This window comes from Bradyrhizobium yuanmingense (assembly GCF_900094575.1).
Classification (GTDB): Bacteria; Pseudomonadota; Alphaproteobacteria; order Rhizobiales; family Xanthobacteraceae; genus Bradyrhizobium; species Bradyrhizobium yuanmingense.
The window spans coordinates 519,690-536,337 of sequence record NZ_FMAE01000002.1 but is presented as its reverse complement, the minus strand read 5'-3'; the positions used below and the strand labels follow the sequence as shown (position 1 = coordinate 536,337).

Here is a 16,648-nt window from a genome sequence, read left to right as displayed (position 1 = left end):
AGCGAGGGGGAATGCGCCAGGTCTTTGCCAGCGTAGCAGCCGGAATGTCTCGAGCCGCGAGGAACGGCTGGGAGGCCTTGGCGCGGCGTGGTCCCGTCCTGTGGCTGACCCTGTGCGGCGTGCTTCTGGTCGCGGGAATCTTCATCGCCACGGCCATCGCCGTCGGCGAGTTTCGCGAGCGGACCCTCGCCAACCGCGAACGCGAGCTCGAGAACACGGTGAAGCTGATCGCGCGGCATTTCGATCAGCAATTCGAGGATTCCGACGTCGTCGCCGCCGACCTGATCGGACAGATGAACCTGGCGGAGATCACCTCGCCTGCGATGTTCCGCGAGCGCATGTCCGGGCCTGCGCCAAACCAGATGCTGCGCAGCAAGATCAGCTCCGTGTCGTATCTCGGCGACATCGCGATCTACGATGCCGAGGGCGATCTGATCAACTGGTCGCGGGCCCAGCCGCTGCCCAAGATCAACATCTCCTCGCGCGGCTATTTCCAGTCGTTCAAGTTCAACCCGGCGGCCGAGCCGGTCATCCTGGAATCGGTCCGCAGCCTCATCATCGGCAAATGGACCACGGTCGTCGCACGCCGGCTGCGCGGCGCGGACGGCACATTCCTCGGCGCCATGGTGCGGCGGATCGACCCGAGCAGCTATCAGCAATATTTCGCTTCGGTCGCGCTCGCCGACGGCACGGCCATCTCGCTGTTCGATCGCGAGGGCAAGATGCTGGCGCGCTATCCGCACGCCGAGGAGCTGATCGGGCGGAACTTCAAGGACGGGCCGCTGATGCAGAAAGTGCTGGCCGAAGGCGGTCAGCAGACGCTCCGCGGCAGGAGCCCCGTCACCGGTGAGGAGCGGCTCGGCTCGGCTGCGTCGCTGACGCATTTCCCGCTGGTCATCATCGCCACCAACACCACGGCAGCGGCACTTGCGGACTGGCGGCAGCAAACCGGCTTCATGGTGGCCACGGCAGGCGTCGCGGCCAGCGTGATCGCGCTGATCCTCTATCTGATCATTCGCCAGATCAACCGGCAGAACCGCGAGGCCCAGCAGCGGATCGAAGCGGAGCGGCTGCGGCTCGACACCGCCCTCAACAACATGTCGCAAGGGCTGATCCTGTACGACGCGGGCGGCACCATCGTCACCTGCAACCGCCGCTACGCCGACATGTTCGGCCTGTCCCACGACGTCATCAAGCCCGGCTGCCACATCCGCGAGGCGATGTATCATCGCAAGGAGCGCGGCGCATTCGATGGCGATGTCGAAGCGTTTTGCGCCGACGTCATGAGGGTCGTCGCCGAAGGCACGGTCTCGACGAGAACGCATCAGCTGGCCAACGGCCGCGCCTTCCAGGTCATCAACACGCCGCTCGCGCAGGGCGGCTGGGTCGCCACGATCGAGGACATCACCGAGCAGCGCAATCTGGAGCAGGAGCGCGACCGCAACTACACCTTCCTGCGCGAGATCATCGACCATATCCCGTCACGGATCACCGTGAAGGATGCCCGCACGCGGCGCTACCTGCTGGCCAACCAGGTGGCCGAGCAACAACTCGGCGAAACCAGCAAGACGATCGTCGGCAAGACCGCGTTCGATCTCTATCCGGCAGAAACCGCCGGGATCATCACCCGGGACGACGACAAGCTGCTGCAATCGCCGGACGGGCTGTTCCTGGACGAGCACGTGTGGACCACGCCAAGCATCGGACGGCGCTACATCACGTCCACCCGGATCGGAATCCGCGACAGGTCGGGCGAGCCGCGCTACATCATCAATGTCGTCGAGGACGTCACCGAGCGGCGGCGCGATCACGAGAAGATCGCGCATATGGCGCATTACGACGCTCTGACCGACCTGCCGAACCGGGCCCTGTTCCGCGAGCAGATCGAATGCGAGCTGGAGAAGGTCGCCGAAGGCGGCCAGTTTGCGCTGCTCTACATCGACGTCGACGAGTTCAAGGGCATCAACGATTCGCTCGGTCATCACGTCGGCGACGAGCTGTTGAAGGCGATAGGCGGCCGTCTGCGCGGCTGTCTCAAGCAGGGCGATTTGATCGCGCGGCTCGGGGGCGACGAATTCGCCGTGATCCAGACCGACATCGGGTCTTCCGCCGACGTGCTGTCCTTCGTGAAGCGGATCTACCAGGCGATCCGGCAGCCCTATCATTGCCTCGGCCATCAGCTCTCCACCGATGCCAGCATCGGCATCGCGCTGGCGCCCCAGGACGGCGCCGATCTCGATCAGCTGGTCAAGAACGCCGACCTCGCGATGTACGGGGCCAAGGCCGAGGGGCGGCGCACCCACCGCTTCTTCGAGCCCGCAATGGATGCCTGCGCCAAGGCACGCCTCAGCATGGAGCAGGATTTACGCCAGGCCCTCGTCAACGGCGGCTTCGAGATTCACTATCAGCCGCTGGTCGACCTGCGCTCGGGTGAAGTCTCCGGCTGCGAGGCGCTGCTGCGCTGGCGCCATCCCCAGCGCGGCATGGTGTCGCCGGCGGAGTTCATTCCGGTCGCCGAGGACACCGGCCTCATCACCGAGCTCGGCGACTGGGTGCTGCGCACCGCCTGCAGTGAGGCCGCGACCTGGCCGGCGCATGTGCGCCTCGCGGTCAACGTCTCGCCCGTGCAGCTCAAATGCGACACGCTGGCGCTGCGAATCGCGGGCGCGCTCGCCGCCTCCGGCCTCGACCCGCGCCGGCTCGAGCTCGAGATCACCGAGGCCGTGCTGATCCGCGACGACGAGGCGGCGCTCTCGATCCTGCACCAGTTGCGGTCGATCGGCGTGCGCATCGCGCTCGACGATTTCGGCACCGGCTATTCCTCGCTGAGCTATCTGAAGCGCTTCCCGTTCGACAAGATCAAGATCGACCGCTGCTTCGTCGTCGACATCGCCGAGGCGAGCGGCTCGCCCATCATCGTGCAGGCGGTGGTGAACATCGCGGCCGCCAGCAGCATGACCACGGTCGCCGAGGGCGTCGAGACCGAAGCGCAGCGCGACATGCTGCGCGCGCTCGGCTGCACGCAGATGCAGGGCTATCTGTTCAGTGCACCGAAGCCGGCCAGCGAGGTACGCAAGCTGTTCGGTCCCTCCGATGGCTTGCCCGTGGCTGCGGTGGCCTGATGCCGAAGTCGCGCAAGGCGCTCGATGTCGCCGATTCCTACGCCGTCCGGCTGATGCAGCACCTCGTGGTGCCGACCTTCGTGATTGACCCGAAGCGCCGCGTCGTGATCTGGAACAGAGCCTGCGAGCGGCTGACCGGCGTCGGGGCCGCCGAAGTGATCGGCACCAGCAAGCACTGGCAGGCATTCTACGAGACGAAGCGCCCCTGCCTTGCCGACCTCGTCGCGCTCGACCGGCCCGAGCAGTTGCCGGAGTATTATTCGGAATATGCCGCGCGCGGCCACAACGGGCTCGGCTTCTCAGCGGAGAACTGGTGCGTGATGCCCAAACTCGGCAGCCAGCTCTATCTCGCCATCGACGCCGGCCCGATCCACGACGAGGCCGGCAACCTGATCGCGGTGGTGGAGACTCTGCGCGACCTCACCGACCAGAAGCGCGCCGAGATGGCGCTGAAGGAGCTCGCGACCAAGGACGGGCTCACTGGCCTCGCGAACCGCCGCGCCTTCGACCAGATGCTGCTCGGCGAATGGGCCCGCGCCCAACGCACGCAGAAGCCGCTGGCCCTGCTGTTCGTCGACGTCGACCATTTCAAGCTGTTCAACGACCAGCACGGCCACCAGAGCGGCGACGAGTGCCTGCGCGCGGTGGCTGACGTCGTCAGCCGGCATGCGGTGCGCCCGCTCGACCTCGCCAGCCGCTATGGCGGCGAGGAGTTTGCGCTGATCCTCCCCGACATGGATTGCGACAGCGCCTGCATGGTGGCCGAGGCGATCCGCTGCGCCGTGATGGCCTTGGCGATCGCCCATGGCGCGATCGGCGCCGGCGACCACGTTACCCTCAGCGTCGGCGTCGCAAGCCATATTCCCGGCGGTGCCGACGGCGGCCCCGACCGGCTGCTCGGCGCGGCCGACGAGGCGCTCTATGTCGCCAAACGCCTCGGCCGCAACCGCGTCATCTGCGCCGAACGGGTTTTGGCCGAATTCGCCGCCCTCGGCGGCAAGTCGGTTCCGGACCCGGTCAAGCGCAAATCGGCCTGAAGCGCGCTTCCATCGAGAAGCGGTTGCCCGCCCCGCGCCAATCGGCTAAATGAACCTCGACTAGCACCCGTAGCTCAGCTGGATAGAGCGTTGCCCTCCGAAGGCAAAGGTCACACGTTCGAATCGTGTCGGGTGCGCCAGTAAAATCAGGAAGATACGCGACATTCGCGGTTCCTGGCGTCCAGGCGGGTAAGCACTGGGTAAGCAGCCGACGTCAAGTCACCTGTGTTTTCTCACAAGCTTTTCCAGAACATTGTGGGTCAACTCGGACGAGAGGCGCTGAGGTACCATATCCACTGTGCCGACGTACTGTGTATTTTTGGCGGCGGTCTTGGATGGATTGCCGTTCTGATCGATCACCTGATGGAAGAATAGCTGAGCGATGGTTTGACCAGGATAGAGCGTAATCGGCGCCTCTCCCAGATTCCTAAGCTCAAGCGTCAGGCTGCCGGCGAATCCGGGATGTATACCTACAGCTGTCGCGACGATTAGTCCCAGACGGCCCCAAGTTGAGCGCCCTACAACGTAGGCCATAAGGTCTGCCGGCAAACGCAGGTATTCAAGTGTTTGGGCCAACATGAACTGATGGGGATGAATAACAAGGCTTCGGCCAAAGGGCACGTAATGCCTTCGATAGAGCTCCTTCAATAGGCGAGGTTGCGTCAAACCATCGAACTCGCTGATGGCTCCGATAGATGATGCTGTCACAAGACAGAAATCGAACCCGAGCCGGACATCAATTGATGATTGTCCTGGCTTGGCTTGGCCAGCGACGTCCAGCAGCGGACTCACTACAAGCCTTGTTTCCAAATCGGGGGAGTTCAGCCGGTTAACTATTGCTTCGGTGGAGAGTGCACTCACTTATGTTCCTCCCACAGCCTCCTAGCCTCAGAAAGCTCGACCGCCTTCAGCAGCAACTCATGGAGTTGCTCCATCTTCGCAGCCGTCTCAGATGCAGGCACTACGGCTGTTGCCCCAGGGTCTTCGTCGCGCAAGTCGAGCAAGGCAATCCAACCGACGTTTAGGATCGTGGCTAGTGACGTGGGTTTCCAATTGCCGGTGTGTTGAAATTCAATCGGAGGAATCAATTTCCGCAAGGGCTTCAAGTGCAACTGCACATCAGTTGAGAGCTGAGCCGGAGTATAGACGAGGTCGGGAGATAGGCCCTTCAGATAATCCCGCGCGGCCGAAAATACCGTGGGGGCCATCGCGTCAAACAGCTCGATTAGCTCTACGCATATGGCGGCCTGTATCTCACCATGGCTTTTTCTAATCTCACTGAAGAGCGTGTCTTTGGCGGGGCAATTCGGAACGTTCGGTGCGTAGTCAGTCACTAGCGGTGTCAAAGCACAGCCCTGCATTACGGATTGGAAGGACTGCGTGCCAGAATTTAGCTCTCTGACAAGTTGCTTCCTCCGCAGGTCAGAAGGCGGATGCGTCTTTCCAAGACCGTAGCTGCGACCGGCGAGTTCGAGAAAGCCAAAAAGGGCAAAGAAGAAAGCCGGCCCTACCAACACATGCCCCACGGCATCGGCCTTGAACTCATTGAGCCAGTTTTGAAGCGTTTCCCGAATTAGAATGTTTTCTTGCAATCCATACTTATGGCCAAGCGGCTTGTAACTCGCTTGATGCAATCGAGAAATTGCGGCTGGAACGAGCTGAGATCCGGGGTGATGTGATCTTGAATGGCGTGGCCAAGCTCGTGCGCAACGACGGCAAAGTGAGGCAACATCCCCATCGCCTGACTGGGCACTGTGACTCGCAACATCGGCCAATTTGCTGCGCCGATCGCCTTGAGCAGACCCGCACTTGGCGAATTAAGATTTTGTGCCATAGCGCGACAATCAATTGTCGCCAACTCATAGTTGGAAGCGTGTTCTGCGCGAAAGAATATCGTGTTGTTGATCTTAAGCGCAGCCACCCAGCGCTGGAAGGGATCTACTATCTGATGCGGGATCTGGCTTGCATCTGCTCCGGAGATCAAGGAGAGCAAGCTGTAAGCTTGGTCGCCCAGTACTTCCGCGTCCAATAAGAGCTTCTTCTCGTCGGCCGGATTGGTCTCGATGGCTTGTAAGTAACCCTGAGCGGTCTCGACAAGACCAACAATCACATCGAGCCAGATCTTTGGGCCCGGGTGATATCCCGGATAGGTTGATTCAATGAGCCGAGATAGCTCGCCCCTCAATCGCGACAGAAAGAAAGAGCAAGCATTTCTCGCAATGCTCATGCTGGACTAACTAAAAACATACTCTCGCGGGGAAACCAACGGCTTGAGGCAGCGATCCGTGAGAACGGCCTGAAGAAGCAGCCGCAAAACATGGAGCGTTTCGGCCCTCTCTTGGTCGCTCTGGCCGTGATGGTCCCGCAGCTCTTCCAAGTTAGCCTTTGCCCGCTCAAGCAGAGCAGGAACGTCTGCGGCGACAGGTTGCAAGTAATGGAAGAGCATCGCGAAGCGCTCGAAAGCCGGCTGCTCCTCCGCTCCGAAAGCGAGCATGTTGGATTGGACGACCTGAGAACCCTTGCTGGCCTGATCCAAGATTTCCGTCAGGCTCGTCAGGACCTGACGCCGACGCTCCTCTGCGAACGGCTCGCGCTCGATAATCGCGAGACTATTTTCGATGACGTGCTGCAAACTGAGGTCAGCGGCTGGCGGCAATTCTGAAATCATGGGATCGCTCCATTTGTTAGGTGCCGAGCGACGCAACGATCGACTAATGCGTGATTCCCGCAAAAATGCGCGCTGCAGAGGTCGTTGTCAAATTTACGGCTCATTAAGACTCGGGACTACGACACCCACTTGATGGTGACCACCAAATGGCCGTTGGACGCCCTTGCCAGCCCCGCTGGATTCGATTGCGCAATCACGGATTCCTCGGACCACCCCATCAGGAACACGCATCAGGAGTCACCGGGACGCCATACAGAGGCAAAAAAATATTTTCGCGGAGTTGTACACCTTCCGAAGATCTTGGGTCGACGACCCGACCGCTCCACCCCAGAGGTCATCTAGGGGGGCGGGATCATGGGCGCGAACATCAAGGCACAGGGAGCCAGTGAGCCCGCAAGGGGCCGTTTGGGAAGCCGACCCAGCCGGAGGCCGAGGTCCGGGCTGTCCGCATCGCAACCGCGTGGTCGGTAGCAGATGGTACGCTTAACGGCCGGCGTCACCGAAGATGGCATGTTCGAAAGCTAAAGTTTCCCAGGGCGGATCAAGTTCTCATCATCCGAATGCAGGAGGCTAACGCAAGCATCATGGACTACTTCATGTTGGGCACTAAGAATTTGCCCTTCACGAAAGACCGAAAACTCCGAGTGTCTGAGCTCAAATTTGCTGACTACCGGCACGATGGACTAAGTTCTGTATTGCGCGCCATTTACGATAAGCTCCGGCAAAGCCGCGAGGCTCAGTCCTCACGTTGAGAAGAGCCAGAACAGCACCTGTTTTTGCAGCCAGGTCACGCCTGCGGTGAGGGCAACTGCTAGTAAACCGCCCCAAAACCAAGAACGGCCACTCGCGGCGTTGATAGATCGCAAGTATAGGAATGCACCTAGTATCGTTCCGTAGTTCCTTCGGAAGTCTCCATTGAGCTTTGCAATCTTCGACAGTTCGGAGGTAGGCTTGTGTTCGTCGGTCATTGAGCTGGTCCTGCCAATTGGAGCCAGCGCCCTATAAACTCCTGTTTTGCCCGACGGAGCAACCAAAATTTCGGGATTTCAAAAAATTACTTCCGATTCGCCAGCCTCGTCTTTACCGCTAAGCCTTCGGCGATGCGTCATCAGGCTCTAGCGGTCGCGCCTTGCGATTAGCTTTCCACACCCACGAGGCGCAGTAGTTCTCGCGCGTTCCGATGCCCAGGGATTGATAATTTGACTCTCGCGGGCGTCGCGCTTCGATGGCGCGATGCCACGCAATGTACGCCATACGCCCACGCACCCCGACGGCCGGCCGATGAAGATCACTTTCGGCCAGATGCGCCAGATGGGCTTGCGCGGCATCCTCGTCTACTGCCATTGCGGCCACCACATTGCCTTGGACGCGGATCGGTGGCCGGACGAGGTGCGGCTTTCTGATATTGAGCCCCGCTTCGTGTGTCAGGGCTGCGGCGCCCGCGGCGCCGATGTCAGGCCCGACTTCGAGCGAGGCAATCCCCGGCTTGCCATCGTAGGGGGCCGGGTTGCGAACTGACGCGGGCTTAGTTCATCTTGCGCCGTAGCTTCTGGATGATCTCCCGTAGGTCGGCGGCGTACTCCTCTATGATCCGCCGCGCCTCCTCCAGCCGCGACGGCTTGGCTTCCTTACCCTCAGTCTGTTTGTCGGGGTCGGGCATGGCCTGATGGCACCCGTCAAACGCTGGTACTTTTTGAGCTACATCAAAGGGGAGCGGCAACTGAAGCGGCCTCACTCTTTCGGCGGCGGGTTCTGCGGCCTCCCGAGGAACGTCGAGGGCGGGCTCTCCTGGAGCAAGGCTTCGGATCGCGCAAGCGCATCTCTCGCTCGCGCGATCATCTCGGCTTCGTGCGCGGCGAGGCGCGAATGGCGATTGAGCAATTCCAACGACTTGAACAAGCCCGACATAGGCCGCTCCCCTTGGCTGTGCAGGCGGGAGCGCTATCGGTCTCTCAGCCACCGACGCCTACGGGCAGAGCCTCGGCCGGTGATGCCGTCATAACTACCACAAGCTACTTTGGTTCCAAACTGAAGTTGGTAGGTGCAGGAGATTGCTGATCCAGTCCTTCCGCCAAAGCCTTGTATTCGCGAGCCATTTGCAGCAGTTCAAGCTTGGTGGCTGGCGTCGCAGTAATGGCCGCCTGGTGGCGACACAGTGCTTCAAGCGAGCGGTATGATTCGGACCGAGGATGCATCGCTCAAGCATCTGTTCAAATGCCGCCCGGGACCATCACTTGTGTTACAAAGTGAACAGTTCCCTCACGGGAATCGGACGATCGCTAACTCAAGTTAGAAGAGGCGAGGCCGCCCCGGCGGGCCTTAATGGGGGAGTTTGGCTTCCCCCAACTCCGACACTCAAAATAGTCCAAGTTGCCACTTGTTCCCGACTCGTAAAGTAAGCGGCAAATCTTATGTTCGGCCCATGCGTATGGCCTACGAGCTTTGTCTGGCTACCGCCAGTAAGCAGGTCCCGTCAGGACCGGACTGGATTCATGAGGTGAAGCACGACGGCTACCGAATGCTAGTCATCCGGGAGAACGAGCGCGTGCGCCTCCTCTCGCGGAACGGTACCGACTGGACCAAGCGCTATCCCTGGGTTGCCGAGGCGGCGCTGAAGAATCGGCAAGAGCGCTTTGTGATCGATGGCGAGGCCGTGATCCTTGGGGTGGACGGCATCAGCGACTTCAACGCGCTGCACAGCCGGCAATACGACCACGAGGTGCAGCTATATGCCTTCGATGTGCTCGTGATGGGTGGCGACGACCTGCGGTCTTTGCCCCTTCACATCCGTAAGACCAATCTGGAGCAGCTATTGGCCCGCCGGCCCGACGGGATCGCTGTGGCGCCCTTCGAGCGGGGCGAGATCGGTCCCGACCTTTTCCGGGCAGCCTGCCGGATGGGCCTGGAGGGCTTGGTCTCCAAACATCGTGATCGGCCGTACGGCGGCGGCAGGCAAAAGCATTGGATCAAGGTAAAGAACCGGAGCCATCCCGCGATGGAGCGGGAGCTGTGATGGCTTACAAGCAAGACGCAAAAGAGGAGATGGCCAAGCGGCTGGAGGTGACATGGGCTGCGTGAAGTGATGGGCCCGCCAGCGTGAACCGCTGAAGCCTCGTCAGTCCGCATAGAAAGCTACGGCGGCCCTGCTCAACCCTCCCCAACGATCGCGGCCAGTGCCCCGATGGCGGCGTTGGTTGGCTCGAGGTCGAGTGCGCCCGCTGCAAGACCGCGAGCCTGCCGGCCGACGATCGCCCGCACCTTAGAATAGGAACGGTTCGTTGAGGACCCGCGTTCGCTTTGCCGTCCGTACTCTGCCAGGAAGGCTAACATGCAGAGGGAGCGTTGGATTGTAATCGGCGCTTTGTCTTCAATCGCTCTGATCGCGAGTGTCTGTACGACGGTCCTGCCGAAGTTCGCCGTTGACACTGGAACCGTGTTGAAGTCCGACCCCTCTCTTCTTCTTGTCTCAGAGAACAGCCCGTATATGCGAAACGAGCGCTAGGCGGCTCTACACCTTGCTGGTGTGGTGCGCCTTAAGCGTACGGTGGCACGTTCACTAGCGTACCTATCAGGCGCAGAAGGGCCTGGTGCTCGGGTCCTTTCGGCTCACTTCGCAAGAAATCGCCGAGTTCAATATGTGTTAGTCGGCCGCCAGAAGGTGCGTTTGGCTGATGAATGACGAAAGCATGGCCATTGCCCGGCTCGCGTCCCAGAAACCAAGCGTCGCCGTTGGTACTACGATATAGCTCACGTCGTTCGCTCATTTGACGCTCCTTGTCGGGGGAAGCTGCTCGTCCCGAACCGTGCTTGCGTTTTCCGGCTCGGAGATCGCGGCGGGCGGCCACATATCAGCTAAGCCCAATTCCTCTGCTTACCTCGCGGGCTTCTCCTGGCACGAGCCCAACAATCAGGCCGAGTGCTGCGGCTTCCTCGCGGGCGGTGAGCCCACCATGCATCAGCTTAGCGGCCCATCGCTCTGGGATGGCATCCAAGACCAGCTGAACGGCCTGTTCTTCCGTACCGGCCGCTAACCAGAATTGGCACTCGCCATCGTCAGTGGTGACCTGCAGAAGATGCGCTTCCATGCATGTGAACAGCCTGAGGCGTGCTTGGTTGCTATCCACGCGCTTACTCGCGCCGCAGCGCTCGCCGTCTTAATACCGATACCCGCCACACCTAGGAACGTGAATCTCTCGCGACGATTGAATCCGGCACATCTGCCGAAGAACAGGTGATACCTCCTGCTGACGCCCCGGCCGTCCAGACAGCGGCTGGGGCTTTTTCCGGCCCTAGGTCCTGGGCCTCGCGAGGTCGCTGCTCGTCGTCCGCCGCCACTGGGTTATCACCCCCTGCGGCAAGATTTAGCACAGCAGCGAGATAGGAACGCCCCTCTGAGTTCCGAATTGGATCTATGTGCGCTTAGGCGCGCCAGGCTATCTCCGTAGCCCGAGCGGCCCCAGCCCTGGGTCATTGATCCAGGCCTGGGGTCGTTCTTTTCGCCCAGCCAGCTATGTTCAAAGGCGGTCGACAAGCATCTGCGTTAGGTACTCTCGCCCAGGCCCATGGTCAGGGCTACCGTGACGTTCTCGATCAGAAAGGTCTGCCAAGAGCGCGTACGCTTGCCGTCGTCGCTGATCAGGTCACGGGGCCAGCCCTCGCCATCGGTGTCGTAGAGCATCGCGTGATTGAGCAGGGCAAGTAGGCCGGCCCTGGTTGTTGGCCTTACGTTCACGAGCTCGCAGGCCGCATCCATCTCAGCATCCGAAGTCCGGTGCACTTCGCGCTCGGCCTCGATCCATCGCGGATCATCCGTTTGAATGATCTCATCGTCCCACACGTTAACACGCGACTGTCGCTTGTCCTGGGGTAACTCCAGCTCAAGGGCGCAATGCCTGTCCACCCAGCCAATCCAAGTGGCGCGAGCTGCCTTGTGTGCTTCGATCACTGCGAAGATCGGATCAACCTCAGGCGCTTCTTTTGAGAAGCTAACCTGTGGGATAGCTTCTCCGGCGAGCGCGGCGCCAACCAGCATATTCATAACTGACCTCCTGTTGATTGCCCCGGGCACAGGAATGCTTGAGCAAGCGGATGGTTCTGACCGCGCTGATCCGGGCTGACATGCGTCGGGCCCGCTTTCCTGCGTGGGGCAAGATGATGAAAATAGTCCGGCGCCCGTGGCGCCATTAGCTACCGCGTTGCTCATGTCGTTCTCTCAATCTTGGGATCTGGTGATTGACCGAGCGTGGTCCGCCCTTGCTCGGGTGGTTGTGCAGGTAAGCCTTAAAGTGCTTCACCTCCTCTCCGGCTTGCTGAGCGCGACGTCACGTCAACGCGACGGCTCGCTGAACTGAAGACGTGTGTTACGAAGCTGATTGCCTCCGTCAGGGCCGCATGCTCCCGCGCGTGCAGCCCTCCCGACTGCGCGGCGCTTTCGGCCGTCGTCAGCAAGTTCGAGACCGCCAGCAATTGGGTGAGCGTTGGTGCCATGGTCAGAATGCGGAGCGGCGCACACCATCGCGCGCGATGCCGAAGGGGGTGACGAGAGTGGTTGCGACGGGCAGGCCGTGACGCTGGCGCCAAGCGCACAGCATCTCAGGGATCATGTCGGCCACCGTGCGGACCGCGGCTCGCAGGGACCGCGGGGTGATCTCGCCCCAAGTCCGCATGGCTTCCCGGCGAGCGAGCCCCTTCAGTACCCACACCTTCACTTCGCCGGTTTCTTCGTTGATCAGATTGCGGATGGTGAGGGAGGTCGAAGGCATAGCTCCGCCGCTCACCGCGAGGGTGTTCTTGCTCATCTGGGTTGCTTTCAGAAATCAGCCTTGATACAAAAGGATCATACACAATGATCTAAAAGGATCAAGAGGCTTTGGCAGATTATTTTCAGCTTAGAGCAGCGCGTGCTCTTACCGGCCTCTCGCAGGCTGAGGTGGCCGAGGCTGCTGGCATTTCAATTCCGACGCTGAAGCGGGCTGAGGCTGGTGGACCAATCAAGGTCGCCGAGGAAACAATTGCTGCAATTGCAGCCGCTCTCGAGAAAGCCGGCGTCGAGTTCATCCCGGAGAACGGAGGCGGCGCCGGTGTGAGGATGAAGAAGCGGAAGCGCTGATTTTTTATTCGGAAGTACCCCACCCCATTTGGGGCCCCAGCCCTCCGACTTGCGAGCAACAAAAGGGCATTTCCTGGGGCTGGATAAATCGGCCGAACTTACCCACTCCATAAAAGAGGGAATTGTTTCGCCCGAAAAATCACGATTCCCCTATTTTTGAAGGGTGGAAAAATCATCTTGAAAATCGAAATAAATCGAATTTTCGGGCTCGCGCTGGCAATTTCCGTTCTGCCCGTTCTCTCAGCCCGTGCCGACGACATAACCGGGCAGGCCAGCGTGATCGACGGCGACACGATCGAGATCCATGGCCAGCGCATCAGGCTCTGGGGCATCGACGCCCCGGAGAGTGATCAGCTCTGTCGGAACGATGACAGCAAGCTGTACCAGTGCGGACGCGCTGCCGCGACGGCGCTCGCAAGACTGTTCTGGACTATCAAGCGGCCAGTGACCTGTTCTGCGGTTGATCGAGACCGGTACGGGCGCACGGTCGCGACGTGCTCGCTCAGAACGCCGGGTCCCGACATCGGGCACTGGCTTGTCGCCAACGGTCACGCGCTCGATTGGCCGAAGTACTCCAAGGGCAAGTATGAGGACGCGCAGCGCAGTGCAGAGAAGACCAACCTCGGGATCTGGGTTGGAAGCTTCGCCGAGCCGTGGCAATACCGCACTTGCATGAAGGCCGGCGGCAGACCGGCTGCGTGCTCTGACGAGGCCAACGATCGCCGCTGATCTGGCACCGGCTATTTTGGATCCTCGAACGATGGACGGTTAATCTTCGCCGTCAGCTCAGCTATGCGCTTGTTGTCCTTCGCCTTGATCGCCTTTCGAAGTTCCTTCAGATCGTCTTCATCGAACCCAGCGCGTCGGCGCGTCGGCCTTTGGGCAGAGGCCTTGGGCGCTGACGCCAGTCGCTCCCCAAACCTGCGCTTGGGTTTCTCTGCAGTTCGAGTGAGGACAAGATCTTCCCAACTGCCGGCCAAGTCCTTTGTCTGCCTCGATCGTGGTCGGGCTGGGGGCGGAGGGCGCCTTAGCTCCTCGAGCGTCTTTATGCCCCGCTCGATTACTCTCTCGGAATGCATCCCGCCGAAGGCCGGATCCTCGCCAAGGAGCTTATGTGCCGCCAGGCGGAGCGCGCCCTTCACGATATCGTCGAAGCCGTCCTCGCGGCGCCAGCGACGATAGCGCCAATCATCGTCAGCCGCATAATCCATCTCGGCTTGCGGCAAGCACAGTGCCTCCTGCAACTCCGCGGCGGACATCCCCCGATCCGCCTGTTTCTCGAATTTGTTGATCGCCTCCACGACGAGAGCCAGACGACGGATGAGATAGGCCGCTTCCGTGTCGTTGCCCGCCATCGTACGAAGCAACGCGGCGGCGAACTGAGACAGTGCGTTCTGGACTTCGCTTTTGGCCAGTTCAATCTGTCGATCGGCGCGAGCATTCGGGTTGCCGCTGACGAGCCTCAACTTAGGAGACCTATCCTCCTCGTTGTCATCCTCGCCGCCTGCCACGAACCTTCTCCCCTTCTGCCGGGCCAGCTTATAGCCTAGGCCCGCGAGTTACTATTCCCCCCCGCAGCGGACCAAACGCCAAGCCATTGAACTTCCTTGCCAAAGCGATTTTAACCCTCCAATCTCTTCGGCCCTGGCCAAAGTCTATCTCGCATTCGTTTCAACTCGGTCCGCTGCCGGAAACCGATCTTGTACCTCTCCGGGGCAGTGTTGCCTTCTACAGACACGTAGGGCCCGGTTCATGCAAAAGAACGTACTTCCTCCCGACGTCTCGTTGCGTGGATTGAAAGCCGCGCAATACGTCCGCATGTCCACGGACGCTCAGAAATACTCCATTGAAAATCAAATGGCGGCGATCGCTGCACACGCTGCGCGGCGACATCTCACAATCGTCCGGACTTACGCCGACGCTGGCCGCAGCGGCCTTCGCATCCAGGGTCGAGCTGGGCTACAGGATCTCATCCGAGACGTTCAGCTTGGCCGCGCCGACTTCGACTGTGTGTTGGTGTACGACATTACCCGATGGGGACGCTTTCAAGATGTCGATGAAAGCGCCTACTACGAGTTTATCTGCAAACGCGCCGGCGTCCGCGTCCACTACTGCGCCGACGAGTTCGAGAATGACGGCAGCCTCGCTTCCATTGTCCTCAAGAATATCAAGCGCGTCGCCGCGGCCGACTTCAGCAAGCAACTGTCAAAGAAAGTCTTCCTCGGCCAGTGCCACGTCGTGAGCCTCGGCTACTGGCGAGGCGGCCCGGCGGGTTACGGCTTGCGGCGCATGCTGCTCGACGAGCATGGGAAGCCCAAAGGCGTCCTTGAGTACGGAGAACACAAGAGCCTGAAAAGTCAGCGTACCGTGCTCGTGCCGGGCCCCGCGACAGAGCAGAGGGTTGTCCGCCGCATCTTCAGCGCGTTTGTCGACGAGAAGAAGACCAGAACCCAGATTGCGGTCGAGTTGAACGCGGACGGCATCCACAATGCGCGCGGCAAGCCGTGGACCTCGCTGACCATCAGCAACACACTCAAGAACGAGGCCTATGCCGGGCACCTGGTTTATAACCGCCGCTCCCAGAAGCTTGGTGAAAAGCAGGTAGCCAACCCGCCGGAAATGTGGGTTCGCCGCAATAACGCCTTCAAGCACCTCATATCCCCACAACTCTTCGCCCAAGCGCAGCGTCGGCTCAATGAGGTCGAGTTTGGTCGTGTCCTGACCGACGCCCAGATGCTTGACCGGCTTCGTACCCTGCTCCGCCAGAAGGGGCGCCTGTCGCTGAAACTGATGATGACGACGAAGGGCATACCCCACAGCAAGACCTACGCCCAACGGTTTGGGTCGCTGGCGGAGGCGTTCAGGCGGGTAGGCTTCGAACCCAAGCCGCGCTACTGCTTCCGGGAGACCGCGGCCAGGACCGACCGCCTGATCGCATCGGTTGCCCGAGACATCATCACCGAGGTGGAAAAGCGCAGGCGCAGCATCACGTTTCTGCAGGAACTCCGTCTGCTGACCGTAAGCAGCAGCGTAACGATCTCGGTCACCCTGGCGCGGGTCGTATCCGACGGCGAGCGCTATCCGGGGCCGGCCCCCCGGTGGGAATTGCAGCGGCTCGAGTACAAGAAGTCCGATCTTGTTCTGGTCGTCAGGCTGGCAGCCACAAATGGACAGATCCAAGACTTTTTTCTGCTCCCAACGGCCAATCTGCCCAAGACGAGAGACGGTCGGGTACGGATCTCGGCGCGGGTATTCGGTGAATTTAGGTGCCCCACCTTTCCGGCAGTGATCAGCGCCCTCCATCAGCGGTTGGACGGGCCGCAGTTCAGTCTTGAGGGGCCCGCTAGAAAATTGAGCCGCCCCTCAGCCATTCGAAACCATGCTTCCACAACCACGCCAGGCCGGCCGACGACGCCACGGACGCCAGGGCGACCCAAAAAACAGACCGCCCGCGCGCGGCGCTGACCGACCTCAGGTAAAGGAATGCGCCCAGAAGGATGCCGTAGTTCTTCCTGAAGTCGCCATTGAGCTTTGCAATCTTCGACAGTTCGGAAGATGCCTCGACTCCGCCGGCCATTGCACTGGTCCTCTCTTGATTGAAGCCAGCGTCCTATAAACTCCTGTTTTGCCCGACGGAGCAAGCGAAACTTCGGTTTTTCGATGTTTGTATCTTTGACAGAGCTGCCTGTTCGCTTGTGTCTCAGAAGGCCAA

Annotated in this window: 17 protein-coding genes and 1 tRNA gene; 8 read left to right on the top strand and 10 right to left on the bottom strand. The window is 60.6% G+C overall.

All coding sequences use genetic code 11. From position 1 onward, the window contains the following. Positions 1-11: 11 nt before the first annotated feature. From GA0061099_RS07645 to GA0061099_RS07635, 3 genes are all read left to right on the top strand, one after another. A complete protein-coding gene (locus tag GA0061099_RS07645) occupies positions 12-3,122 on the top strand; it encodes a bifunctional diguanylate cyclase/phosphodiesterase (RefSeq protein WP_036002400.1) in 3,111 nt (1,036 codons plus the stop codon). Further along, positions 3,122-4,159, top strand: coding sequence for a sensor domain-containing diguanylate cyclase (locus GA0061099_RS07640; protein ID WP_074447628.1), 1,038 nt, complete (start codon positions 3,122-3,124; stop codon positions 4,157-4,159). Before GA0061099_RS07645 ends, GA0061099_RS07640 begins: the two co-directional genes overlap by 1 nt. Before the next feature lie 63 nt (positions 4,160-4,222). Continuing rightward, positions 4,223-4,299: transfer RNA gene (locus tag GA0061099_RS07635), tRNA-Arg, on the top strand. Between the two features lie 79 nt (positions 4,300-4,378). Here GA0061099_RS07635 and dcd read toward each other — a convergent pair. From dcd to GA0061099_RS07605, 5 genes are all read right to left on the bottom strand, one after another. After that, a complete protein-coding gene (gene dcd, locus GA0061099_RS07630; RefSeq protein ID WP_083235093.1) occupies positions 4,379-5,020 on the bottom strand; it encodes a dCTP deaminase in 642 nt (213 codons plus the stop codon). After that, a complete protein-coding gene (locus tag GA0061099_RS07625) occupies positions 5,017-5,751 on the bottom strand; it encodes a hypothetical protein (RefSeq protein ID WP_074447627.1) in 735 nt (244 codons plus the stop codon). The genes dcd and GA0061099_RS07625 overlap by 4 nt, the downstream gene beginning before the upstream one ends. After that, positions 5,733-6,386 (bottom strand): hypothetical protein, encoded by a 654-nt coding sequence (locus tag GA0061099_RS07620; protein WP_141697569.1) that lies wholly within the window; start codon positions 6,384-6,386, stop codon positions 5,733-5,735. Before GA0061099_RS07620 ends, GA0061099_RS07625 begins: the two co-directional genes overlap by 19 nt. 6 nt (positions 6,387-6,392) lie before the next feature. Continuing rightward, positions 6,393-6,827, bottom strand: a complete 435-nt coding sequence (locus GA0061099_RS07615) for a hypothetical protein (protein ID WP_074447625.1) — start codon at positions 6,825-6,827, stop codon at positions 6,393-6,395. A gap of 743 nt (positions 6,828-7,570) precedes the next feature. Further along, positions 7,571-7,795, bottom strand: coding sequence for a hypothetical protein (locus GA0061099_RS07605; protein WP_074447623.1), 225 nt, complete (start codon positions 7,793-7,795; stop codon positions 7,571-7,573). Between the two features lie 265 nt (positions 7,796-8,060). Between GA0061099_RS07605 and GA0061099_RS07600 the strand changes: the two genes are divergently transcribed. Then, entirely contained in the window at positions 8,061-8,345 is a 285-nt protein-coding gene (locus GA0061099_RS07600) for a hypothetical protein (protein ID WP_074447622.1), read from the top strand. 7 nt (positions 8,346-8,352) lie between these two features. On the opposite strand, the gene GA0061099_RS42730 is transcribed toward GA0061099_RS07600, so the two are convergent. Beyond that, the gene (locus tag GA0061099_RS42730; RefSeq protein WP_275945345.1) at positions 8,353-8,487 is read right to left on the bottom strand and encodes a hypothetical protein; all 135 of its coding nucleotides are present in this window, start codon (positions 8,485-8,487) and stop codon (positions 8,353-8,355) included. Positions 8,488-9,255: 768 nt separating this feature from the next. Between GA0061099_RS42730 and GA0061099_RS07595 the strand changes: the two genes are divergently transcribed. Beyond that, a complete protein-coding gene (locus tag GA0061099_RS07595; protein ID WP_083235094.1) occupies positions 9,256-9,840 on the top strand; it encodes an ATP-dependent DNA ligase in 585 nt (194 codons plus the stop codon). An 835-nt stretch (positions 9,841-10,675) separates the two neighbouring features. Here GA0061099_RS07595 and GA0061099_RS07585 read toward each other — a convergent pair. The 3 genes from GA0061099_RS07585 to GA0061099_RS07575 form a co-directional block, all read right to left on the bottom strand. Beyond that, on the bottom strand, positions 10,676-10,951 hold the full coding sequence (locus GA0061099_RS07585) for a hypothetical protein (protein WP_225148443.1): 276 nt from the start codon (positions 10,949-10,951) through the stop codon (positions 10,676-10,678). Between the two features lie 416 nt (positions 10,952-11,367). Next, a complete protein-coding gene (locus tag GA0061099_RS07580; protein WP_074447618.1) occupies positions 11,368-11,865 on the bottom strand; it encodes a hypothetical protein in 498 nt (165 codons plus the stop codon). Between the two features lie 451 nt (positions 11,866-12,316). Then, positions 12,317-12,625, bottom strand: a complete 309-nt coding sequence (locus GA0061099_RS07575; protein ID WP_074447617.1) for a hypothetical protein — start codon at positions 12,623-12,625, stop codon at positions 12,317-12,319. A gap of 71 nt (positions 12,626-12,696) precedes the next feature. Here GA0061099_RS07575 and GA0061099_RS07570 point away from each other — a divergent pair, with 71 nt between their 5' ends. Continuing rightward, on the top strand, positions 12,697-12,936 hold the full coding sequence (locus tag GA0061099_RS07570; protein WP_074447616.1) for a helix-turn-helix domain-containing protein: 240 nt from the start codon (positions 12,697-12,699) through the stop codon (positions 12,934-12,936). Between the two features lie 156 nt (positions 12,937-13,092). Continuing rightward, positions 13,093-13,665 carry a thermonuclease family protein gene (locus tag GA0061099_RS07565; RefSeq protein WP_083235092.1) on the top strand — a complete coding sequence of 191 codons (573 nt, stop codon included), beginning with the start codon at positions 13,093-13,095 and terminating at the stop codon, positions 13,663-13,665. Positions 13,666-13,676: 11 nt separating this feature from the next. On the opposite strand, the gene GA0061099_RS07560 is transcribed toward GA0061099_RS07565, so the two are convergent. Further along, positions 13,677-14,447: a hypothetical protein gene (locus GA0061099_RS07560; protein WP_074447615.1), complete on the bottom strand. Its 771-nt coding sequence runs from the start codon at positions 14,445-14,447 to the stop codon at positions 13,677-13,679. A 241-nt stretch (positions 14,448-14,688) separates the two neighbouring features. Between GA0061099_RS07560 and GA0061099_RS07555 the strand changes: the two genes are divergently transcribed. Beyond that, the gene (locus tag GA0061099_RS07555; RefSeq protein ID WP_083235091.1) at positions 14,689-16,401 is read left to right on the top strand and encodes a recombinase family protein; all 1,713 of its coding nucleotides are present in this window, start codon (positions 14,689-14,691) and stop codon (positions 16,399-16,401) included. The last annotated feature ends 247 nt before the right edge of the window (positions 16,402-16,648 follow it).

Coding starts and splice junctions, on each gene's coding strand:
- GA0061099_RS07645 (WP_036002400.1), top strand. CDS start 12: ATGCGCCAGGTCTTTGCCAGCGTAGCAGCCGGAATGTCTCGAGCCGCG.
- GA0061099_RS07640 (WP_074447628.1), top strand. CDS start 3,122: ATGCCGAAGTCGCGCAAGGCGCTCGATGTCGCCGATTCCTACGCCGTC.
- GA0061099_RS07620 (WP_141697569.1), bottom strand. CDS start 6,386: ATGAGCATTGCGAGAAATGCTTGCTCTTTCTTTCTGTCGCGATTGAGG.
- GA0061099_RS07615 (WP_074447625.1), bottom strand. CDS start 6,827: ATGATTTCAGAATTGCCGCCAGCCGCTGACCTCAGTTTGCAGCACGTC.
- GA0061099_RS07605 (WP_074447623.1), bottom strand. CDS start 7,795: ATGACCGACGAACACAAGCCTACCTCCGAACTGTCGAAGATTGCAAAG.
- GA0061099_RS07600 (WP_074447622.1), top strand. CDS start 8,061: ATGCCACGCAATGTACGCCATACGCCCACGCACCCCGACGGCCGGCCG.
- GA0061099_RS42730 (WP_275945345.1), bottom strand. CDS start 8,487: ATGCCCGACCCCGACAAACAGACTGAGGGTAAGGAAGCCAAGCCGTCG.
- GA0061099_RS07595 (WP_083235094.1), top strand. CDS start 9,256: ATGGCCTACGAGCTTTGTCTGGCTACCGCCAGTAAGCAGGTCCCGTCA.
- GA0061099_RS07580 (WP_074447618.1), bottom strand. CDS start 11,865: ATGAATATGCTGGTTGGCGCCGCGCTCGCCGGAGAAGCTATCCCACAG.
- GA0061099_RS07575 (WP_074447617.1), bottom strand. CDS start 12,625: ATGAGCAAGAACACCCTCGCGGTGAGCGGCGGAGCTATGCCTTCGACC.
- GA0061099_RS07555 (WP_083235091.1), top strand. CDS start 14,689: ATGCAAAAGAACGTACTTCCTCCCGACGTCTCGTTGCGTGGATTGAAA.